We start from the raw sequence: 22,102 nt of genomic DNA on the forward strand, positions 1-22,102 counted from the left end.
CAACCCGTTTCCCGTTGCCGGTGTACCGTGTCGATGGAGGCGCATTATAGGGAGTTCGCGCGGGCTGACAAGTGTTTATTACGAAAAGATTACCGTTCGCAGTAATTTTCATCAAATCGCGCTATTTCGCTACGATTTGCCTGGTAACTGTGCAAAATCATTGGCAAAAGTGCGGACCTGCTGCCAGTCCGTATACTCCACTTCTTTTGTCGGGTCAGTCTCACCGCCAGTCATACGCATAATCAACTGAATCATGACGCGATCGAACCAGCGATAGCGCGGGTAATAGAGTGCACCCGCGAACACTGCACAGCAATCGGGCTGCCAGGGTGAGTTCGCTAAGAATTTCTGGGTATAGGCGTTGGTTTCAGGCGAACGCTTCTCCGGTTTACGCGCCGTCAGATTCACCGAAAAGAACCCGCTGGTACGCTGCTGCAATTCATTGAGGTGGTGCTTCACGAACTTATCGACGACCGGCTGGAAATGACCGTAACGGATCGAGGCGCCAATCAGTACGCGATCATACTGAGCCCAGTTGGGCAGCGTGGCATCCTGAATGTCCAGCACATCACATTGCTGTTGCTGACGGATCGCCTCAGCAATTGAAGAAGCAATCTTCTTTGTTTGTCCGTCGCGGGTGGAATAGAGAATCAGCGCTTTCATGTCAGCATCCTTATTAATTATTCACGCCAGAAAGTAGGCGTGAACAGCACCAGCAAGGTGAATACCTCGAGACGCCCGAACAACATGGTAGAAATAAGAATCCATTTCGCCACGTCATTCATTGAAGTGAAGTTATCGGCCACAACCCCTAAGCCCGGTCCGAGGTTGTTGAGCGTCGCGGCAACGGCAGCAAAAGCAGAGAAATCATCGACGCCGGTGGCGATAATCGCCAGCATGCTGACCAGGAACACCAGTGCATAAGCCGAGAAGAATCCCCAGACGGCTTCAAGAATACGTTCCGGTAGCGCCCGATTGCCCAGCTTAATGGTGTAAACCGCATTCGGGTGAACCAGACGTTTAAGCTCACGGTTGCCCTGCTTGCATAACAGCAGGATGCGAATCACCTTCAGGCCACCGCCGGTTGAACCGGCACAGCCGCCAATAAAAGCGGAGCACAACAGCAGTACCGGCAGGAACAATGGCCAGCGTGCGATGCTGTCGGTCGTGAATCCCGCCGTGGTCGCCATTGAAACAACCTGGAAGAAGGCCTGGTTCAGCGTCTGCCAGCCACTGTCATAAACATTGTGAAACCAGAGCACCAGTGTACAAATCAACACCAGCGTCAGCTGAACGCCAATGAACATGCGGAATTCCGGGTCGCGCCAGTACACACGCAGATTGCGTCCGCTTAGCATGGCAAAATGCAGGCCGTAATTACAGCCTGAGATCAGCAGAAACACCGCCACAATAGTATTGATAGTGCCACTGTGAAAATAGCCGAGGCTGGCATCATGGGTTGAGAAGCCGCCAATGGCGATAGTGGAGAAGCTATGGCCGATAGCATCAAACGCTGGCATTCCCGCCAGCCACAGCGCCAGTGCGCAGGCGACGGTCAGCAGAACATAGATCAGCCAGAGCGTTTTGGCCGTCTCGGCAATGCGCGGCCGCATTTTGTTATCTTTCAATGGACCCGGCATTTCAGCGCGATAGAGCTGCATGCCTCCGACGCCCAGAATCGGCAGTATTGCCACCGCTAATACGATTATCCCCATCCCGCCCAGCCACTGAAGCATCTGGCGATAGAAGAGGATCGCTTTGGGCAAAGAGTCCAGTCCCACCAGCGTGGTGGCACCCGTTGTCGTTAGGCCAGAAAACGATTCAAAGAACGCATCCGTCACTGAAAGATGCGGCTGCTCGGCAAAAATAAAGGGCATTGCCCCTACGCTGCCCAGCACCGTCCAGAACAGGACGACAATCAGAAACCCTTCCCGCGGCTTAAGCTCGGTTTTCTTTTTGCGATTCGGCCACCACAGCAGCGAGCCGATCACCAGCGCCATCATAAATGTCTGGCTAAACGCCCGCCCCGCCCCATCGCGATAAATGAGGGCGACCAGACCGGGCAAAATCATCGTCACTGAAAAGAGGATCACCAGCAGACCGACTATGCGGGTAATGGCGCGAAAGTGCATTCAGCCGTTCCTTTATATAAAAGAGATGAACATCAGGGTGTGAGCGGGATTAGCGATAACGCGCCCCGACTAAAGTCTGACAGATTTTTTTTGAATCCGTCGATCTGTCCGTAAGGGAGAGCCAGCGTCAACACAATGCGATCCTGAAACTGGCTGTCGGTCACCTTACCGTCGAAACGCTGTACCAGCCGTTCAATATCGCTGAGCTGGGGGTAGTCGCAGTGCAAGGTGAACAGCTTCATCGGCACTTTGCGCTGCCGTGGCAGCAGTTTAAGCCCCTGCTGGACACCCCCGCCATAGGCTTTTACTAAGCCCCCGGTTCCCAGCATGATGCCGCCGTAATAACGCACCACTACGGCGGTAATCTCACCAATGTCCGCGCCCATCAGCTGCGCCAGCATCGGTTTCCCGGCAGTGCCCGACGGTTCACCATCATCCGAGAAACCGAGCTGCTGAGAATCATGTGGCGCGCCCGCGACCCAGGCCCAGCAGTGATGCCGGGCTGCGGGATGCTCGCTTTTGACCTGCTGGACAAACGCACGTGCCGCCTCTGCCCCCTCGGTATGCGCCAGTAGCGTAATGAAGCGACTCTTTTTGATCGTCTCCTCGCTGCTGCTCACTGGCACAGCCGGAATATCAAAAGCGTCCATCAGGCCAGATGCAGATCGCGGGTCATGTTCTCAACGCGATGCGCATGGATCACCACGTTATCCTCGATACGAATCCCGCCATAAGGCCGAAGCGCATCAATGGCCTGCCAGTTAAAGTGCTGGCTGAAAGAGCCTTCACGCAGCGGTGCCAGTAACGAGTCGATAATATAGAAGCCCGGCTCAATGGTTAAGACCATACCCGGCTGCAGTACGCGGGTGCAGCGAAGATAAGGATAGTGCGCGGGCGCGGCGAGATGGGTGCCCTGATCATCCTGCATAAAACCGGCCACGTCATGCACCTGCAGCCCCAGCGGATGCCCCAGGCCATGAGGCATAAACGGACCCGTCAGATTTTCAGCCACCAGCGCTTCTTCGCTTATCCCCTGTACCAGCTCAAACTTCAGCAGCATCTTCGCAATACGCTGATGCATCTGAAGATGATAATCGGTGTAGCGCACGCCCGCTTTCAGCGTGGCTATCAGTGCCAGCTCTTCAGCGTTCATCGCCTCAACCATTCTGGCATAGAGCGAGCTGCTCTGCGCCGCATAGCTGCGGGTCAAATCGGCGGCATAGCCAAGATACTCAGCACCCGCATCAATTAAAAAGCTGTGGCGTTTTGCCGGTGGCTGATGATCCAGCCGGGTGTAGTGCAGCACGGCAGCGTGTTCATTCAGCGCAATGATATTGCCGTAGGGCACATCCGTGTCACGATGCCCGGTCGCGGTCAGATAGGCCTGATTGATATCAAACTCACTTAATCCCGCCGAGAACGCCTCTTTCGCAGCGCGATGACCAGCAACCGCCAGCTTCTGCGCCTGACGCAGACAGGCAAGTTCATACTCTGTCTTGATGCTGCGATGGAAGTGCAGGAAGTCAATCACCGCTTTGGGATTGATATTGCCGGAGGCGATACCGAGCTGAGCTGCGCGCGCGTTGACCGGGCCGATATAGGCAACGTTATCACGCTGTGCAGGCAGCAACTGCCCAATCTCATCGGCATTTTTCAGGCCGATAACCTCGACATCCTGGGTCCAGAAGCTGTCTGGCAACGGTTCAACGTTATGCCAGTAATCCACCGGAGAGTAGAACCACAGTTTCGGTTTGTTCACCCCGTCAATCCACAGCCAGCAGTTGGGAACCTGCGTCACCGGCACCCAAGCCTTGAACTGCGGATTCACCTTAAACGGATAGGTATGGTCATCCAGAAACACCGTCAACAACTCACCGGAATGGATCAACATCGCATCCAGTTTGTTGCGTGCCAGCACCTGCTGCGCCCGTTGTTGCAACGTGGCGATGTGCGCGTGATACAAGGTCTTCAGTGAATCCATTGACGTCTCTCCAGTGTCGCGAAATGGCCGCAGTTTAGCATACCCCTTGCGCAGATGCCGAAGTCGGAGGAGCTGTGATCTTGTTAGCAAATAAGCAAAGAGCCGTTTGCAAATAATTAACATCACTCCCACACTCACGATCATCTGGTATGACCAGATCACCTTTCGCGGTTTCAGGAGACGCACATGCTCTACCAAGGCGCTAACCTTACTCTTCACTGGCTGGACGATGGCATCGCCGAGCTGGTTTTTGACGCTACAGGCTCGGTCAACAAGCTCGATACGCAAACGGTCGCCAGCCTGGGCGAGGCAATCGCGGTGCTGGAACAGCAGCCGGAACTGCGCGGCCTGCTGCTGAGCTCCGCTAAACCCGCTTTTATTGTGGGTGCGGATATCACCGAGTTCCTTTCGCTGTTTGATGCACCCACCGAAAAACTGAGCCAGTGGCTGAGCTACGCCAACAGCATCTTCAACCGTCTGGAAGATCTACCGGTGCCGACCCTGGCCGCCATTGACGGCTATGCGCTGGGTGGCGGCTGTGAATGCGTGCTGGCAACGGATCTGCGTATCGCCACCGCCGACGCCCGCATCGGCCTGCCGGAAACCAGACTCGGCATCATGCCCGGCTTTGGTGGCAGCGTGCGATTACCGCGCCTGCTGGGTGCTGACAGCGCACTGGAAATTATCGCAGCCGGAAAAGATGTGGATGGCAATGCCGCCCTGAAACTGGGTCTGGTCGATGCGGTGGTTGCCCGTGAGAAACTGCGCGAGGCGGGGATCACTATGCTTAAGGCCGCCGCCGCCGATGACAGCTGGCGCGCACGCCGTGCACCCAAGCTGGCTCCGCTGAAACTCAGCCCCATTGAAGCAGCGATGAGCTTTACCATCGCAAAAGCCATGGTGCTGCAGACCGCCGGTAAACATTATCCCGCCCCGCTGATGGCAGTAAAAACCATCGAAGCGGCGGCCAGCCTAAGCCGTGATGATGCACTGAAACTTGAAACCGCGGCGTTTGTCCCGCTGGCACAGTCTGATGAAGCCCATGCGCTGGTCGGCATCTTCCTCAACGATCAGTACGTGAAAGGCCTGGCGAAAAAGCGCGGCGGCGAAAGCAACGCACCGGTGCAGGCAGCGGTTCTGGGCGCAGGCATCATGGGTGGCGGTATCAGCTACCAGTCTGCCTGGAAAGGCGTGCCGGTCAGAATGAAAGACATTAATCCGCAGGCGTTAACGCTGGGCATGAATGAAGCCAGCAAGCTGCTCAATAAGCTGCTGGAACGCGGCAAAATCGACGGTAACAAGCTCGCCAGTGTGATTGCCACTATCCAGCCCACGCTGGATTACGCAGGTTTCGACCACGCAGATGTGGTGGTAGAAGCCGTAGTAGAGAACCCGCAGATCAAAGCCAGCGTGCTGGCTGAAACTGAAAAGCATCTGCGTGACGATGCCATTCTGGCTTCCAATACCTCAACCATCCCCATCAGCCAGCTGGCGCAGGCGCTGCAGCGCCCGGAAAACTTCTGTGGCATGCACTTCTTCAATCCGGTGCCGCGAATGCCGCTGGTTGAAGTGGTCCGTGGCGAGAAAACCAGTGAAGCGACCCTGAGTAAAGTGGTGGCGTGGGCCAGCAAAATGGGCAAAACGCCTATTGTGGTGAATGACTGTCCCGGCTTCTTTGTGAATCGGGTGCTGTTCCCCTACTTCGCCGCTTTCAGTCTGCTGCTGCGCGACGGCGCTGATTTCCGCCAGATTGATAAAGTGATGGAAAAACAGTTCGGCTGGCCGATGGGGCCTTCATGGCTTCTGGATGTGGTAGGCATCGATACCGCGCACCATGCGCAAAGCGTGATGGCGGATGGTTTCCCGGACCGCATGAAGCATGACTATCGCGATGCGATCGATCTGCTGTTTGAAGCCGGTCGTTTTGGTCAGAAAAATGGCAAAGGCTTCTGGCGCTGGGAAGAAGATAAAAAGGGCAAGCTGAAGAAAGTGCCGGATGCTGAAGTGGATACGCTGCTGCAACAGGTCTGTCAGCCTGCACGGGTCTTCAGCGATGAAGAGATCATGAACCGCATGATGCTGCCCATGCTGAATGAGGTGGTGCGCTGCCTGGAAGAGAAGATCATCGCCTCGCCCGCTGAAGCCGATATGGCACTGGTCTACGGCCTCGGCTTCCCGCCTTTCCGTGGCGGTGCTTTCCGCTACCTCGATACCCTGGGCAACAGCAACGTGGTCGATCAGGCCCGACGCTACAGCACACTCGGCGGCCTGTATGCCCTGCCTGCGCTGCTGGTGCAGAAAGCCCATCAGCATGAAAGCTGGTATCCCGCCGCCAAACCGATTGATGAAGCCGCGCTGAAAAGCGCCTGAGGGCAAAAAGATGGAAAATGTGGTGATTGTTGATGCGGTGCGCACGCCAATGGGACGTTCAAAAGGCGGAGCCTTTCGGAACGTGCGCGCTGAAGATCTCTCTGCGCACCTGATGCGCGAAATTCTGAGCCGCAACCCGGCGGTGAATCCGGCCTCGCTCGACGATATCGTCTGGGGCTGTGTACAGCAGACGCTGGAGCAGGGATTTAATATCGCGCGCAATGCCGCGCTGCTGGCTGAAATCCCGCACTCCGTACCCGCCACTACCGTCAACCGGCTGTGCGGTTCGTCAATGCAGGCGCTGCACGATGCCGCTCGCGCCATTATGGTCGGCGATGCGCAGTGCTGTCTGATTGGGGGCGTGGAGCATATGGGGCACGTGCCGATGAATCACGGCGTTGACTTTCATCCCGGCCTGGGACGCACCGTCGCCAAAGCTGCGGGCATGATGGGCTTAACCGCCGAGATGCTGGCCCGTATGCATCATATCAGTCGTGAGCAGCAGGATGCGTTTGCCCTGCGTTCACACCAGCGCGCATGGCAGGCGACTCAGCGCGGGGACTTTGCAACCGAGATTGTCGCCACCTATGGTCACGACAGTGACGGCATTCTTAAACGCTACGATGTCGATGAGGTGATCCGCGAGGAGACCAGCGCCGAAGGGCTGGCGGCACTTAAGCCCGCCTTTGATCCGGTTAACGGCACCGTCACGGCAGGCACATCGTCGGCGTTATCAGATGGCGCAGCGGCCATGCTGGTTATGAGTGAATCACACGCCCGTGAACGGGGGCTGACGCCACGCGCCCGCATTCGCAGCATGGCGGTGGTCGGCTGTGATCCTTCCATCATGGGTTATGGGCCGGTTCCGGCCAGCAAACTGGCGCTGAAACGGGCCGGACTGAGCATCAGTGACATCGACGTGTTTGAGCTGAACGAAGCCTTCGCCGCGCAGACCCTGCCCTGCATAAAGGATTTAGGTTTGCTGGAGCTGATGGATGAGAAGGTCAATCTGAATGGTGGCGCGATTGCGCTGGGCCATCCGCTGGGCTGTTCCGGCGCACGCATCAGCACAACGCTGCTGAACATCATGGAACGACGCGATGCCCGTTTTGGCCTTGCCACCATGTGTATCGGGCTGGGCCAGGGGATCGCAACCGTATTCGAACGTCTGTAATACGTTGAGTTTTACGTTGTCAGATTTACCCGCCGGTGATCGGCGGGTTTTTTTCTGTCTGCTATCTGGAATCAGATAAAGGCAAACGCATCGCCATACATCTGTGACTCCACGGCACCACGCTCGGCACAGAAGCGATCGCGGGCAATTTTTGCCATCTCAAAACGTCCGGCGATGTAGATCTCGTGCTCGCTTAGCGTGCTGAAATCCTGCATCACTGCCGTCAGTACCGTACCTGAACGACCCTGCCAGCCCGCCTCAGGCTGCTCGACCACCGGGATCACCTTGAGGTTCGGGTGCTTCACGGCCAGCGCCTCCAGCTCGTCCATATCATAAAGATGCTTAAGCTCACGACCGCCCCAGTAAATGGCGATGTCGCGCTCAGGCTGTTCTGCCAGCGCGGTAAGCAGAATTGAACGGGCATAAGAGAAACCGGTGCCGCCTGCAATCAGGATCAGCGGCTTGCTGCTCGCTTCACGCAGCCAGGCATCGCCGTGCGGCATATCGACCGTGATCTGGCGATCGTTACGGATCCGATCCATAACGGCCATGGCATAGAGATTCAGATCGGACGCCCCGATATGCAGCTCAATGATATCTTTTTCCATCGGCGTTGAGGCCAGTGAGAACGGGCGCTTGTCACGCTCATCCATCACGACCATCAGATACTGCCCCGCGCGAAAACTGAATTCCGCTTCAGGGATCAGGCGAACGCGATAGACCGTGTCGGTAATCGCCTCAACCGAAGTTACTTTACAGCTTAACGTTGTCATGCGTTCCCTCTGTCGGGTCGTCTTTATGGTTGTGCTCGCCATCAACGCTGTGGCGGCTGATCAAAAATACCTAGCTCATCCCAGATAGCATCAATGCGCGCGGTGACCGCCGGATCTTTGACGATGGGTGTGCCCCATTCGCGCTGCGTTTCACCCGGCCATTTATTGGTCGCATCCATGCCCATCTTCGACCCCAGTCCGGAAACGGGCGAGGCGAAATCAAGATAATCGATCGGGGTATTTTCCACTAATACCGTATCGCGGGCCGGATCCATACGCGTGGTAATCGCCCAAATCACGTCGTTCCAGTCGCGTGCATTAACATCATCGTCACACACAATAACAAATTTGGTGTACATGAACTGCCGCAAAAACGACCAGACGCCAAACATGACACGTTTGGCATGCCCTGCGTACTGCTTTTTAATCGTGACGACCGCCAGCCGGTATGAGCAACCTTCCGGTGGCAGGTAGAAGTCCACGATCTCCGGGAACTGCTTCACCAGAATCGGCACCAGCACTTCATTCAGCGCGACACCCAGTACCGCAGGTTCATCCGGCGGACGGCCGGTGTAGGTAGAGTGATAGATGGGCTTGTGACGCTGCGTAACATGCGTAACGGTAAACACCGGGAAGCTGTCTACTTCATTGTAGTAGCCGGTGTGGTCGCCGTAGGGACCTTCCGGTGCCATATCGCCCGCTTCAATATACCCTTCCAGCACGATTTCAGCGCTGGCAGGCACTTCGAGAGTGTTCGACAGGCACTTCACCACTTCGGTTTTGTTGCCGCGCAGTAATCCGGCAAACGCATATTCTGACAGCGTATCAGGCACCGGTGTTACGGCACCGAGGATAGTGGCAGGATCGGCACCCAGCGCCACCGAGACCGGGAAACGCTCACCCGGATGCGCCTTCGTCCACTCCAGATAATCGAGCGCGCCGCCACGGTGCGACAGCCAGCGCATAATGAGACGGTTTTTGCCGATCACCTGCTGCCGGTAAATGCCGAGATTCTGCCGCTCTTTATGCGGGCCGCGCGTGACGGTCAGTCCCCAGGTAATCAGCGGTGCCGCATCGCCAGGCCAGCACTTCATCACCGGAATGCGTGTCAGATCGACCTCATCGCCGCTGAACACAACTTCCTGACAGGGTGCATTACGCAGACGTTTTGTCGGCATATTCAGCACCTGCTTAAACTGCGGCATCTTGTCGAACAGATCGCGGAAGCCTTTTGGCGGCTCCGGCTCTTTGAGGAAAGCCAGCAGCTTGCCGACTTCACGCAGTGCGCTGACTTCCTCCTGGCCCATGCCCATTGCCACGCGCTTCGGCGTGCCAAACAGATTGCACAGCACCGGCATGTCGTACCCTTTCGGGTTTTCAAACAGCAGAGCGGGGCCACCGGCACGCAGGGTACGGTCGGCAATTTCGGTCATTTCCAGGTCTGGATCGATCGACTGGGTAATGCGCTTTAGCTCACCGCGCTGTTCGAGCAGCGCGAGAAAGTCCCTTAAATCGTGATATTTCATGCGGCTTTAGCTTTCCGGCCAGAGTGAGTCGGCCATTATAGGTCTGATTACGCGGATATGCTGAGGTTTATACGGCAGCCTCATACGCACTCAAAGGGAACCAGCGGCTGTAACGCACGGGCATCGTGATATCCCTGAATCGGCTCACCGTGGCGAAACAGTTTAAAATCTTCGTTACGCACGCTGTGATAACGCAGCTGATTGTCATGCAGATGCAGAAAACTGCCTTCACGCAGCGCGATGACTGACTCGGTGGGATTAACCGCACAGAACTCTGCCAGCCGTTCATCGCGGGTTTCGCCCATGTGGCCGCTGACGCTGGCATCCAGATAGTGAGGATTGATCTGCACCGGAAAGAGGCCCAGCGCAGGCAGTACCACGCTGCTGCGCACCGGCATATCGTTAGTGGTGCGGATGGAGGGCGTGGCCACATTGCAGCCTGCGCTCCAGCCGACATAGGGCACCTGCCGCTCGCGTACTGCACGCTGAATCGCGCCGATCAGACCCTGCTCGTGCAGCATCTGATTCAGAAACCAGGTATTGCCACCACTGACTAAAATCAGCTCTGCCTGAGCAAGAGCGTCAGCTGGCGAAGCGAATGCCTGAACCCGCTCTACCTGAATTCCCAGAGAAGCACTGAGCTCGTCAGCACGTTGCTGCTGGTCGCCACGAATAATCGCGTAGGGGATGAGTACCGCCGACCGGATAGCACGCCGGGCGATCATGGCGTGCAGCTGTGGCTGCGCATAGCCCAGCAGCGGCGCATCATCCGCCAGCCTGCCATTGCTCAACAGAAAGAGTTCCATCAGAGGATCCTTGTGCAGATGTGATGGCCATCGAGTCTGATACAGAGCAATAGCAGACGTCAATTACCCATCAACTCTTTTACTGCCATGAGGTATGTTAGGAAAAGTCTCAGTTTATTTTCACTGCAGGACGCTTTACCCTGCCCCTGCGCTATAACTCTGGCAGCAGGTTTGCTATTCTTAGCGTCCATTCAATGGGAGCAGTTATGGAATCCTGGTACTTACTCTATTGCAAACGTGGACAGCTATTGCGCGCGAAGGAGCATCTGGAGCGGCAGGAAGTGCATTGCCTTAGTCCAATGATCGCTCTGGAAAAAATCGTGCGTGGCAAACGCACCACGGTGAGTGAGCCACTGTTTCCAAATTATCTGTTTATCGAATTCGACCCGGAAGCGATTCACACCACGACGATCAGCAGCACACGCGGTGTCAGTCACTTCGTGCGATTCGGCACCACGCCCGCAACCGTGCCGTCGGCGGTGATTGAAGCGCTGGAAACCGACGTTCCGCAAATCCTGCTTGACCCTGAGACGCCACAAAGCGGCGATGAAGTTGTCATCACCGAAGGGACGTTTGAAGGGCTGCGCGCCATTTTTGCCGAGCCGGATGGTGAAACGCGCTCGATTCTGTTGCTTAATTTGCTGAATAAGCAGGTGATGCGCAGCGTGGACAACAAGCAGTTCCGCAAGATTTAAGCCAGTCTGAACAGCGTCCGCGCATTCTGATCGACGCGGGTCGCCAGTTCCTCAGCACTCTCGCCACGCCATGTCGCCACCTGATGCACAATATGCGGTAAGAAGCAGGGTTCATTGCGGCGCGAGGTCGGACGCGGACGCATGTCGCGTGGCAGCAGATAAGGCGCATCCGTTTCCAGCAGCAGGCGGTCAGCGGGAATCAGCGGCAGCAGCTCGCGCAGCGCCAGCCCGCGACGCTCATCGCAAACCCAGCCCGTAATCCCTACCGACAATCCCATTGCAAGACAGGCTTCCAGTTCATCACGCGTGCCGGTAAAGCAGTGGATCACCGCACCAGCCAGTTTTGGCAGCCAGGGTTCAAGCACCGCGGCGAAACGCGTATGGGCTTCACGGCAGTGCAGAAACACCGGCATGTTGAGTTCAGCCGCCAGCGCCAGCTGCGCGTCAAACGCATACTCCTGCTGCTCGTGCGCCGACAGGTTGCGGTTGAAATCGAGTCCGCACTCACCGATCGCGACCACTTCCGGTTTTTCAGCCAGGCGACGCAGGGTGCTGGCAATGTCCGTTGACCATTCACTGGCATGATGAGGGTGAACGCCCGCAGTAGACCAGCAGAAGTCAGGCTGCGCTTCAGCCAGTCGCTGAGCCTGCTGGCTCTCCAGCGCGTTAGTGCCGGTAATAAGCATGCCGGTGACGCCCGCATCACGCGCGCGTTTAACCACCTTTTGCCGGTCGGAGGCGAATTGCGTGCTGGTCAGGTTTACACCGATATCAAACATAATATTTCCTACAGTTTTTAAAACAAAAAACCGCCCATCTGGGCGGTTTGGAGTGATCGCTTCCCGCCAGTGCGGGTCAGGCTGTCAGCATCAGGCGTCGGTATTCTCTTCCTCATCCTGTAACCGTCGGCCTTTACCCACGTAGTACCGGGAAAAGAATACGCCGACTTCAAACAGGCAGTACATCGGAATAGCGAGCAAAGTTTGGGAAAAAACATCCGGCGGTGTGAGCAGCATCCCAACCACGAAGGCCCCCACCAGAATATAGGGGCGCTTCTTCTTCAACTCGTCCGGACTGGTGATGCCGGTCCAGCACAGCAACACAATCGCCACCGGCACTTCAAACGCCACGCCAAATGCCATAAACAGTGTCATGACAAAATCGAGGTATTTAGAGATATCCGTTGCGACGGTCACGCCGATTGGCGCGGTCTTGGTGAAAAAACCAAAGGCCAGCGGGAAGACCACAAAGTAGGCAAAAGCCACGCCGAAGTAGAACAGGAAGGTGCTGGAAAAGAGCAGCGGCATCACCAGCCTGCGCTCATGCCGGTAAAGCGCCGGGGCGACAAAAGCCCAGACCTGATAGAGGATCACCGGCACCGCCAGAAACACCGACACAATGATAGTCAGCTTAATCGGGGTGAAAAACGGTGAGGCCACATCGGTCGCGATCATGCTGGAACCGACCGGCATCTGGCTGATCAGCGGTGCAGCAACCAGCTGGTAAATGTCGTTGGCGAAATAAACCAGCATCAGGAAGATCGCCAGTACGGCGATAATGCAGTTCAGCAGGCGCTTACGCAGCTCAATCAGATGACTGATGAGCGGTTGGGTATCTTCAACGGCCATTATCGTTCATCACTTGCAGGAGAGGAGGGTGCGGAATGACGCGCAGAGTCTGCCGGTCTGGCAACATCAGCAGCGGGTGCCTGTGCTGGTGCGCTGGCCCCGGCAGCCGGTGCGGCAGAGAATTGCCCAGCCGGAGCAGATGAAACCGCTGAAGGTGCCTGTGCCGGAGCAGTAGCCCCCGTGGCAGGTGCAGCGGAAGGTTTTACCGTCGGGCCTGATTCTGAAGAAACAGAGGGCGTCTGAGCCGGGGCACTGGCCTGATGCGCTGCTGCAGCCGGTGTCGCCGACGGCGCAGCCGGGTCAGGCTCTGATGCCTGCACCGTGTCAGACGCTGCATGAGGCGCGGGCCGGTGCTGAGCCGAATGGATAGTGTTCGCCTCGTCTTCCTCTTTTTCAATGTCGATGCTCTGACTGACCGAGCGCTTCATTGAATCCGCCGTTTTACGCAGCTCTTCCATCGACTCTTTCAGCTCAGGGGAAAGCGTGCCACGGCCCGCTTCTTCCACCTTTTTCAGACTCTCCTGCAACTCCTGCAGCTTGAGCTCCTGCGCCAGTTCATGTTGTACATTGGCGGCCAGCGAACGAATCGCCCTGATCCAGCCCACCACGGTTTTCACCGCAACCGGTAAACGTTGCGGGCCGAGAACAATCAGCCCGATAACGAACACCAATACCAGTTCACTAAAACCAATATCGAACACGGTTTACACCTGCTTGTCGTTCTTGGCGTCTTCTTTGTTAGCCGAAGTTTGCTGTTTGTCAGCCAGCGTTTTGGCCGCGAAGTCAGCATCCTGCTCTTTAGGTTGATCCTTTTTATCGTCCTCGTCACTCATGGCTTTTTTGAAGCCGCGAATCGAAGAACCTAAATCTGAACCCAGATTGCGTAATTTGTTGGTACCGAACAGAAGAACAACAATCACGGCAATGATTAACAACTGCCAGATACTGATACCGCCCATGAGATAGCCTCTAATATTCTGTGAAAACGATGAGGTAATGCACCACAGCGTGCCCTTTTTAACCGGGCCTGAGCCAGCGACATTACCTTTTTTTAGACGGACGTGACAATCAGTTTGTCTTACGCCAGCCGATTAACCAGGAGACGATTCCTGCTGCCATCAACACTGCCGGAAAGAAGTCCCAGTCCGGTCGGGTCAGCAGTACTGCCGTTCCGCTTAACAGCAAGGTTGCACCGACGCCAAACAGGTAACGCGCCTGATGGTGACGGACGCGTTGCGCATTCATGTCACCCACTAACTTATCGACGCTGTGCCGTAAGAGCTTGTGCTGCCGCATGCTGTCGTAAAAGAGTTCCGGCAACTCAGGTAGCTTTTCAGCCCAGAATGGCGCTTTCTCTTTGACCGCACGGATAATGGCGGGCAAACCGACCTGATCCTTGATCCAGTCCTCCAGGAACGGCTTGGCCGTTTTCCACAGGTCGAGCTGCGGATAGAGCTGACGGCCAATACCTTCAACGTAAAGCAGCGTTTTTTGCAGCAATACCAGCTGCGGCTGCACTTCCATATTAAAGCGGCGTGCCGTGTTAAACAGGTTCAGCAGCACGTGGCCGAAGGAGATCTCAGCCAGCGGTTTTTCGAAAATCGGCTCGCAGACCGTACGAATCGCAAACTCGAAATCTTCAACGTTGGTATCAGGCGGCACCCAGCCTGAGTCCACATGCAGCTCCGCGACCTTACGGTAGTCACGGTTGAAGAAGGCGATGAAGTTTTCTGCCAGATAACGCTTATCTTCTTTGTTCAGCGACCCCACGATACCGCAGTCAATGCCGATATATTGTGGATCTTCCGGGTGTTCATAGCTGACAAAAATGTTGCCAGGATGCATATCTGCGTGGAAGAAACTGTCGCGGAAGACCTGGGTGAAGAAGACCTGTACGCCACGTTCCGCCAGCAGCTTCATGTTCACACCATGACGCTCCAGCGTGGCAACGTCGGAAATCGGAATGCCGTAGATACGCTCCATCACCATCATGGTTTCGCTGCAGTAATCTGAATAGACTTCCGGCACATAGAGCATGCGGCTATCTTCAAAATTCCGGCGCAGCTGAATGGCGTTGGCGGCTTCGCGTAACAGATTCAGCTCATCCAGCAGGGTCTTCTCATAATCGCGCACCACCTCGACCGGACGCAGACGACGGCCATCCGGCAGCAGACGCGGAACCCAGCGTGCCAGACGATAGATCAGCTTCATGTCCGCTCTGATGATCGGCAAAATATCGGGGCGAATCACTTTGATGACCACTTTCTTACCGGTCGATTTCAGCGTGGCGGTATGCACCTGCGCAATAGAGGCCGAAGCCAGTGGCTTAATATCAAAATCATCAAACCAGGTTTCAATCGGCGCGCCCATTGAGGCTTCAATCTGCGCTTTAGCTTTGACGCCATCAAATGGCGCAACGCGATCCTGCAGGATCGCCAGTTGATCGGCGATCAGCGGCGGGAAAAGATCGCGGCGCGTCGACAGCATCTGGCCAAACTTGATCCAGACCGGCCCAAGCTGCTCCATCGCCATGCGCATGCGTGCGCCAATCGGCTCATGTTTATACAGATTCGGGATCCAGAAAACAGAGCGACGCCACAGGCGAAACAGGAAAGTGAGGCGTGTCTGAGGAATCAGTTCATCAAGGCCATAGGTCAGAAAGACCTTCATGATCAGATATAAGCGGCGGATCTCTCCAAAACTCATTTTGCCTCCAGCTGCGCCAGACGCGCATCAAGCGCCTCAAGCGAACGTTCCATCGCGTCGACCTCTTCAGCAAACCAGGCTAACTCCAGCGAGCCAGGCGCAACACGCCACTCTTCGGTGATGGCCTGTCCGAGATAATCCTGGCGACGCTGCACTTCACCTTTGAAAAAGCGGAATGCCTGTTGTGAGCGCTGACTGATGCCCTGCGCGGCGATATCGCCGACCCAGGGAGCCAGATATTCTGCCGGATCCAGCTCAGCCAGATCCATCAGCGCGGAGAACTGCTGCACCACCTGCAGGTCACCTTCAACCTGCAGCTCACCGCTGCGGATCAGCGGCGTCAGCTGCTGGCGATCGCGCAGCTTTGGCAGGGTTTTCAGCGAGGTGATCACCGTGCAGTCACTGCGGTCCTGCCAGTCTGCCAGCACGTCCAGCTGTTGTTCACTGAACACCAGCACCAGCGGATGAGAGAACTCACTCAGGCGCAGCGTCAGCACTTTGCCATTCAGGCGTTGCCGCGCCGGTTTCAGGCCGCGATCGCGATAGAGAATACGGTTCAGCGCCGTTTCCAGGCCCGCGGTAATCAAGGGCGTCAGGTTCATTACCATCTCACTCAGAACTTAAATCCACGATGCAGCGCCACGATACCGCCGGTCATATTGGAGTAAGTGGTATTTTCAAAACCGACATCATTCATCATCGCTTTCAGGGTTTCCTGATCGGGATGCATGCGGATTGATTCGGCCAGATAGCGATAGCTCTCTGCATCCTGTGCCACCAGCTGTCCGATGCGCGGCAGAATGTGGAACGAGTAGGCGTCATACGCTTTGCTCAGGGGGTCCAGCACGGGCTTAGAGAATTCCAGCACCAGCAGACGTCCGCCCGGCTTGAGGACGCGGAACATAGAGGCCAGCGCCTTCTCTTTTTCCGTGACGTTACGCAGGCCAAAGGAGATGGTGATGCAATCGAAATAGTTATCGGGGAACGGCAGAGCTTCTGCGTTGGCCTGCACGTAGCTTACGTTGCCAACCACGCCCTGATTGCGCAGCTTTTCGCGGCCCATCTTCAGCATGGAGCTGTTGATATCCGCCAGTACAACCTGACCGGTTTCGCCCACCAGGCGAGAGAACTTAGCGGTAAGATCGCCGGTGCCACCCGCCAGATCTAACACACGCTGACCGCGACGTACGCCGCTGCTGTCAATGGTAAAACGCTTCCAGATGCGATGGACGCCAAACGACATCAAATCGTTCATCAGGTCATATTTTGCTGCTACGGAGTGAAACACGTCCGCGACTTTGTCAGCTTTTTCGCTTTTGGCGACCGTCTGAAAGCCAAAATGGGTAGTTTCCTGCTGTGATTCATCTGCCATCGGTTTTACCTGCTCCACAAACAATACTTCCCGAAGTGTATCAGAGTCACGGAAGTCAGGCACGCTGCGCCCATACTATTCGTGGAGGCGTCTCACACGCATTGCACTTTCATCCGCATCCCTGTCGTCATCTGCATCGTCAGCCGCCCGGTTTTCCGGCATGGCGCGTTCGGCCAGCTGAGGATTGATGGGGCGTTTGATCTCCACGCCCAGCGCACGGAATCCTTCCGTCTGGGCAATCAGATTGCCGCGTCCTTCTGCCAGCTTTTTCATCGCCTCGCGATAGCTGTTCTGCGCCTTGTCCAGGCTGTGACCAATGCCGCTCATGTCATCCACGAACAGCCGCATCTTGTCATAGAGGCGTGTTGCCCGGTCCGCAATACGCTGGGCATTGCGGCTCTGATGCTCGTAGCGCCAGAGATTATTAATGGTCCGCAGTGCCACCAGCAGCGTAGTGGGACTGACCAGCATAATATTCTGCTGCAGCGCCTCGCCAATCAGCTCAGGCTGGCGGTCAATCGCCAGCAAAAAGGCCGGCTCGACCGGAATAAACATCAACACATAATCCAGCGACCGTAAACCGGGCAATTGTTGATAATCTTTTCGTCCCAGCAGGCGAATGTGCGCCCGCATGGCGCTGACATGCTCCTGGATCGCCTGCTCACGTTCGATCTCATCATCGGCATTGAAGTAGCGCTCATAGGCCACCAGTGTCATTTTGGCGTCCACCACCACATCTTTGCCCTGCGGCAGGCGCACAATCACATCCGGCTGCATCCTGCCCTGCTGTTCTGACTGGATGCTGACCTGCGTTTCATATTCGTAGCCTTCACGCAGCCCGGAGGCTTCGAGAACCCGGCTCAGCACCACTTCACCCCAGTTACCCTGAATCTTATTGTCGCCCTTGAGCGCTTTGGTCAGGTTAAGCGCCTCCTGCGCCATCTGCGCATTCAGCTGCTGTAACTGCCGGATTTCATGCGTCAGGGTGTGCCGTTCACGCGCCTCGGCGCCAAAGCTTTCATGCACCTGACGACGGAAGCCATCCAGCTGCTCACGCAGCGGGCCAATCAGCCCGTCCAGACTCTGGCGGTTCTGTTCATCGACGCGACGGCCGCTGTTTTCGAAAATACGGTTGGCGAGGTTTTCAAACTGGGCGCTGAGGCGTTGTTCGCTGTTGGTCAGCAGGCGCTGTTTCTCTTCAGCGGCAAAACGGGTTTCTTCAAGGCGGATGGTCACTTCGCGCAGTTCCGCTTCCTGGGCGCTGTTAACCTCCAGCTGATTGCGCAGTTCACGATTGAGCTGTTCGCTTTCATTACGCCAGTAATCGAGCTGTTGCAGACGCTCACTGGCACCGCTCAGCGCGCCGTGAAGCTGACGCAGCTCCTGCTCACGCTGCTGCGTCTGCTGCTGCAGCTGTTCAATGTGTTGCTGCTGACGCTGTTGCGCCGCTTCCAGCAGACGGCGCTCGGTCTGAAAACTGGCGACCTGATGCCCGGCACGTAACTGTGCCAGTATCCAGCCAATTCCTAACCCGACAAGCGCCAGACAGGCGCTGATGATGATGTGCTGATCCATGATTTCCCCGCGACTCAGGCTGCTGAGGAAAAAGGTAGAGTCGCACTGTATGAATGTCCAGATAAATTTACGCGCATTCAGCGCCTTACAGGGCCGCCACCGTCAGCTTTCCAGCCTGCCACTCATCAATCAGGAAGAAGGGCATCGGCAATAGCCACTCGCCGTTTTTGACCTGTGCCAGATAATGCCAGGTTGTATCGCCTGACGTGATCGCAACGCGCTGACTGCTTCCTTCAGCGGCGCTGGATTTACCGGTCATGCTGGCAAAACCGGCATTGCTGCCAACGTGGAAATGGGGCGTCTGCCAGCGCACGGGCGCATGGTCAGGCCACGGCCGGGCCTGATGAAAGTTGAACAGCTCGTCATGGCTCAGGAGGCTTTCACGCACTGTCGGCCATAACGCCACTTTGAGGAAATATTGATCGGTGAAGCGCTGACTACCCTGATACTGCGCAATGAAATCGCGCATCGCCTGTTCAACATTCTGGAAGACGCCGTGACAGCCGCCCCACATCCCGGCCAGTAACAGTTCGGTGTGCGAGAAGTAGTCACGCATATGGTGGAACCAGTAAGGTGAGGCCAGCCAGGCGTTAACTGCGGCCGCTTCACGCTCCGAGAGCAGCGAGTCGGCATCGCGCACAATAAAGCGTTTCACGTCAGGATCGTCCAGCACCAGAAAACGCCACAGGGTCGGAAACAGCGTTTTTTCGTGGGACATGTCGACCAGCTGGACGTGGGGCTGATCAAGGCGCTGCCAGACGTGCTGCGGCACGCTGTCATCAAGGTAGATGCGGCAGACCCAGCCGGGATAGAACCCGGGTACCACCTCAACGTTTTTAATCAGGGTTTCGCAGTAGCGTGGCTGATCGCCATACAGGCAGAAGGCGATGACATTCTGGTGTGGCTGGCTGAGATCGACAGGTTCAGGTTGCGGAGCAGGAAAAGCGGCACGCTTACCCTGACTGAAACGCGCATCAGAACGCATCAGCGACGCCAGACCGTAACGTGCCACCTCGTCCTTTTTGTCCAGCCAGCCGCACACTTCGGTCAGGCCGTCCAGCCAGGTTTCAGACGCGGTAGCCTGCACAGCGGGCGGTGACTGATAAATCTTCTGGTAGATTTTGTACGATTTATTGTACTGCCCCAGACGCAGCAGGCAGAACGCGTAGTCGCTCAGCACCTGCATCTGATTAGGCATTGAACGCAAGACCTCTTCACAGCACCGGGCTGCCAGCGCGTGGTCACCCTGCTGCATAGCGGCACGAAAACGTTCGGCGCTGCGTTCCAGTCGGGCATTGATTGCCGCAGGATTAGCGCCAGGGGCAGGACGTCGGACAGGAATCGTATTGCGCATAAAAACTCTCAGGTTTCACTGATGTTACGCGCCGTTAACTACCGGCAGCAGGGTTTGAGTCTGGACAAAAAACCTGCTGCCAGACGCGGTCGCTATAATAAACGACGCGCCGCTTCGACCACAATCTTCACTGCGTCACTTTCTGTCTGTTTCATGGTGACCGCATCCGGTATCTCTTTCTGAGTCCGGTTCACAATCACGCCCGCCACCATACCGGCTCGCAGACCCTGGCTGGCGCACATGGTTAACAGCGTTGCCGATTCCATTTCATAGTTGAGAACGCCCATCTCCTGCCACTCTTTCATCGATCCTTTGAAACGGCTGACGACACGGCCTGACACAGTGTCGTAACGCTCCTGGCCCGGATAGAAGGTGTCAGAAGAGGCGGTGATGCCAATATGGGTCGTTGCGCCACAGGCTTCTGCGGCGGCAACCAGTGCGGTGGTGCAGGCGAAGTCAGCGACAGCCGGGAATTCCATCGGCGCAAAATGCAGGCTTGCTCCGTCCAGGCGAACGGACGCGGTGGTGACCAGCACATCGCCGACGTTGATATGAGGCTGGATAGCCCCCGTGGTACCGACACGCAGGAAGGTGCGCACGCCAAGCTGTGCCAGCTCTTCAACGGCAATCGACGTAGAAGGACCGCCAATCCCGGTTGAGCAGACAATGACCGGCTTACCATCAAGTTTTGCCAGCCAGGAGGTAAATTCACGGTGTGAGGCGAGATGCGTGGCATCGTCCATCAGTCCGGCAATTTTCTTCACACGCTCCGGGTCGCCCGGCACAATCGCCAGGGTGGCACCCTGCAAATCGGCTTTCGTCAGGCCAAGATGGAAAACGTCAGACTGTGTCATTTTCAGACTCCTGTTAAGGGAAGGTAGCGCGCCACTCTACGCCAGCACGCCCGATAAATATGTGACAACATTCACTTAAGAAAATGAAAGTTACATTTCCGGGAAGATAAAGTGTGAATTTCATCACACAATCACATCTTCTTCGTCCGGATAGCCTTTTGCGAGGCTGTGTCAGCGTCAGCGCAATGTTAAAGAGGTGGATGATTTTATTCGCTGCTGATTCTGTTACCCGACACCTGGACGCATACGCTTTGCGGCCAGGCTATAGTTACGTGATTGCGCACATGCTTGCACGGAGAGAATAATGAAACCCAGTGATGATATGGCACAAAAACCGGCGACGGGCGGCTTTGCCCCTGCCGTACAGCCCACCGCCTCCACCACCATTATTACCGACAGCCCGGCGATTCATTCAGGTGAAACCTCAGTGCCGAGTCAGGGCGAAAACATGCCGGCTTTTTTTGCAAAACCGCACTCAGCGGAAGGCCCGTTGCCTGTCGTGCTGGTGGTGCAGGAGATCTTTGGCGTCCATGAACACATCCGGGACATCTGCCGTCGTCTGGCGCTGGAAGGCTATCTGGCGATTGCGCCTGAGCTCTATTTCCGCGAGGGCGACCCGACTGAGTATAACGATATCCCGACGCTGTTCAGCGAACTGGTCAGCAAAGTACCGGACACACAGGTATTGGCCGATCTCGATCATGCTGCCAACTGGGCTGCGCGTAACGGCGGTGATATTCGTCGCATGGGGATCACGGGTTTTTGCTGGGGTGGCCGCATCAGCTGGCTTTACGCCGCGCACAACCCGCAACTGCGTGCCGCCGTGGCCTGGTATGGTCGGCTGACCGGCGAGCGCACGCTGAAGCAGCAGAAGCACCCTATTGATATCGCGGTCGATCTGAATGCGCCGGTATTGGGCCTGTATGGTGGCCAGGATGAGAGTATCCCGCTGGAGAGCGTCGAGCAGATGCGTCAGGCGCTGCATGCCGCTAATGCGACCGCCGAGATCATCGTCTATCCCGATGCGGGACACGCGTTCAATGCGGACTATCGTCCGAGCTACCATGCTGAATCTGCTCATGATGGCTGGCAGCGGATGCTGACCTGGTTCAGACAGTATGGCGTGGCCTCAGCGTAACGAAAAAAGGGGCGTGGT

The 22,102-nt window shown here is 56.4% G+C and carries 21 protein-coding genes; 4 read left to right on the top strand and 17 right to left on the bottom strand.

Annotated features, from left to right (window positions below; genetic code table 11):
- Nucleotides 1-129: 129 nt before the first annotated feature.
- The 4 genes from hemG to pepQ are packed head-to-tail and all read right to left on the bottom strand — an operon-like array spanning nucleotide 130 to nucleotide 4,113.
- Entirely contained in the window at nucleotides 130-663 is a 534-nt protein-coding gene (gene hemG / locus N5J69_RS21305; protein WP_279772470.1) for a menaquinone-dependent protoporphyrinogen IX dehydrogenase, read from the bottom strand.
- Nucleotides 664-680: 17 nt separating this feature from the next.
- Nucleotides 681-2,132: a Trk system potassium transporter TrkH gene (trkH, locus tag N5J69_RS21310; RefSeq protein ID WP_098051830.1), complete on the bottom strand. Its 1,452-nt coding sequence runs from the start codon at nucleotides 2,130-2,132 to the stop codon at nucleotides 681-683.
- Between the two features lie 32 nt (nucleotides 2,133-2,164).
- Nucleotides 2,165-2,782, bottom strand: a complete 618-nt coding sequence (locus N5J69_RS21315) for an IMPACT family protein (protein ID WP_279772471.1) — start codon at nucleotides 2,780-2,782, stop codon at nucleotides 2,165-2,167.
- On the bottom strand, nucleotides 2,782-4,113 hold the full coding sequence (gene pepQ, locus N5J69_RS21320) for a Xaa-Pro dipeptidase (RefSeq protein WP_279772472.1): 1,332 nt from the start codon (nucleotides 4,111-4,113) through the stop codon (nucleotides 2,782-2,784). Before pepQ ends, N5J69_RS21315 begins: the two co-directional genes overlap by 1 nt.
- Before the next feature lie 186 nt (nucleotides 4,114-4,299).
- Between pepQ and fadB the strand changes: the two genes are divergently transcribed.
- Both fadB and fadA read left to right on the top strand, forming a co-directional pair.
- Nucleotides 4,300-6,483, top strand: coding sequence for a fatty acid oxidation complex subunit alpha FadB (fadB, locus tag N5J69_RS21325; RefSeq protein WP_279772473.1), 2,184 nt, complete (start codon nucleotides 4,300-4,302; stop codon nucleotides 6,481-6,483).
- A gap of 10 nt (nucleotides 6,484-6,493) precedes the next feature.
- On the top strand, nucleotides 6,494-7,657 hold the full coding sequence (gene fadA, locus N5J69_RS21330; protein ID WP_279772474.1) for an acetyl-CoA C-acyltransferase FadA: 1,164 nt from the start codon (nucleotides 6,494-6,496) through the stop codon (nucleotides 7,655-7,657).
- 71 nt (nucleotides 7,658-7,728) lie between these two features.
- Here fadA and fre read toward each other — a convergent pair whose 3' ends face one another.
- The 3 genes from fre to pepE all read right to left on the bottom strand — a co-directional run bounded on the left by fre (nucleotide 7,729) and on the right by pepE (nucleotide 10,762).
- Nucleotides 7,729-8,430 carry an NAD(P)H-flavin reductase gene (gene fre / locus N5J69_RS21335; protein ID WP_279772475.1) on the bottom strand — a complete coding sequence of 234 codons (702 nt, stop codon included), beginning with the start codon at nucleotides 8,428-8,430 and terminating at the stop codon, nucleotides 7,729-7,731.
- Nucleotides 8,431-8,471: 41 nt separating this feature from the next.
- Nucleotides 8,472-9,956, bottom strand: coding sequence for a 4-hydroxy-3-polyprenylbenzoate decarboxylase (gene ubiD / locus N5J69_RS21340; RefSeq protein ID WP_279772476.1), 1,485 nt, complete (start codon nucleotides 9,954-9,956; stop codon nucleotides 8,472-8,474).
- A gap of 80 nt (nucleotides 9,957-10,036) precedes the next feature.
- Nucleotides 10,037-10,762, bottom strand: a complete 726-nt coding sequence (gene pepE, locus N5J69_RS21345; protein WP_279772477.1) for a dipeptidase PepE — start codon at nucleotides 10,760-10,762, stop codon at nucleotides 10,037-10,039.
- A 206-nt stretch (nucleotides 10,763-10,968) separates the two neighbouring features.
- On the opposite strand from pepE, the gene rfaH reads away from it, so the two are divergent.
- Nucleotides 10,969-11,457 (top strand): transcription/translation regulatory transformer protein RfaH, encoded by a 489-nt coding sequence (gene rfaH / locus N5J69_RS21350; protein ID WP_033734838.1) that lies wholly within the window; start codon nucleotides 10,969-10,971, stop codon nucleotides 11,455-11,457.
- Here the strand turns inward: rfaH and tatD are convergent.
- From tatD to udp, 10 genes are all read right to left on the bottom strand, one after another.
- Nucleotides 11,454-12,236, bottom strand: a complete 783-nt coding sequence (gene tatD / locus N5J69_RS21355; RefSeq protein WP_279772478.1) for a 3'-5' ssDNA/RNA exonuclease TatD — start codon at nucleotides 12,234-12,236, stop codon at nucleotides 11,454-11,456. The two genes, rfaH and tatD, sit on opposite strands and share 4 nt — an antisense overlap.
- Before the next feature lie 90 nt (nucleotides 12,237-12,326).
- The gene (gene tatC / locus N5J69_RS21360; RefSeq protein WP_279772479.1) at nucleotides 12,327-13,085 is read right to left on the bottom strand and encodes a Sec-independent protein translocase subunit TatC; all 759 of its coding nucleotides are present in this window, start codon (nucleotides 13,083-13,085) and stop codon (nucleotides 12,327-12,329) included.
- Nucleotides 13,085-13,786, bottom strand: a complete 702-nt coding sequence (gene tatB / locus N5J69_RS21365; RefSeq protein ID WP_279772480.1) for a Sec-independent protein translocase protein TatB — start codon at nucleotides 13,784-13,786, stop codon at nucleotides 13,085-13,087. The genes tatC and tatB overlap by 1 nt, the downstream gene beginning before the upstream one ends.
- Nucleotides 13,787-13,789: 3 nt before the next feature.
- Complete coding sequence (gene tatA, locus N5J69_RS21370) at nucleotides 13,790-14,044, bottom strand: Sec-independent protein translocase subunit TatA (RefSeq protein WP_150013208.1); 255 nt, start codon at nucleotides 14,042-14,044, stop codon at nucleotides 13,790-13,792.
- A gap of 109 nt (nucleotides 14,045-14,153) precedes the next feature.
- Complete coding sequence (ubiB, locus tag N5J69_RS21375) at nucleotides 14,154-15,791, bottom strand: ubiquinone biosynthesis regulatory protein kinase UbiB (protein ID WP_279772481.1); 1,638 nt, start codon at nucleotides 15,789-15,791, stop codon at nucleotides 14,154-14,156.
- Entirely contained in the window at nucleotides 15,788-16,393 is a 606-nt protein-coding gene (locus N5J69_RS21380; protein WP_279772482.1) for an SCP2 domain-containing protein, read from the bottom strand. Before N5J69_RS21380 ends, ubiB begins: the two co-directional genes overlap by 4 nt.
- Before the next feature lie 11 nt (nucleotides 16,394-16,404).
- Entirely contained in the window at nucleotides 16,405-17,163 is a 759-nt protein-coding gene (gene ubiE / locus N5J69_RS21385; protein ID WP_008926452.1) for a bifunctional demethylmenaquinone methyltransferase/2-methoxy-6-polyprenyl-1,4-benzoquinol methylase UbiE, read from the bottom strand.
- A 75-nt stretch (nucleotides 17,164-17,238) separates the two neighbouring features.
- Entirely contained in the window at nucleotides 17,239-18,738 is a 1,500-nt protein-coding gene (gene rmuC, locus N5J69_RS21390) for a DNA recombination protein RmuC (RefSeq protein ID WP_279772483.1), read from the bottom strand.
- Nucleotides 18,739-18,823: 85 nt separating this feature from the next.
- On the bottom strand, nucleotides 18,824-20,092 hold the full coding sequence (locus tag N5J69_RS21395) for a tetratricopeptide repeat protein (RefSeq protein ID WP_279772484.1): 1,269 nt from the start codon (nucleotides 20,090-20,092) through the stop codon (nucleotides 18,824-18,826).
- Nucleotides 20,093-20,184: 92 nt separating this feature from the next.
- Entirely contained in the window at nucleotides 20,185-20,946 is a 762-nt protein-coding gene (gene udp / locus N5J69_RS21400; RefSeq protein ID WP_279772485.1) for a uridine phosphorylase, read from the bottom strand.
- A gap of 304 nt (nucleotides 20,947-21,250) precedes the next feature.
- Between udp and N5J69_RS21405 the strand changes: the two genes are divergently transcribed.
- The gene (locus N5J69_RS21405) at nucleotides 21,251-22,084 is read left to right on the top strand and encodes a dienelactone hydrolase family protein (protein ID WP_279772486.1); all 834 of its coding nucleotides are present in this window, start codon (nucleotides 21,251-21,253) and stop codon (nucleotides 22,082-22,084) included.
- The last annotated feature ends 18 nt before the right edge of the window (nucleotides 22,085-22,102 follow it).

Origin of the sequence: Pantoea sp. GD03673 (assembly GCF_029844725.1) — a bacterium.
Lineage (GTDB): Bacteria > Pseudomonadota > Gammaproteobacteria > Enterobacterales > Enterobacteriaceae > Pantoea.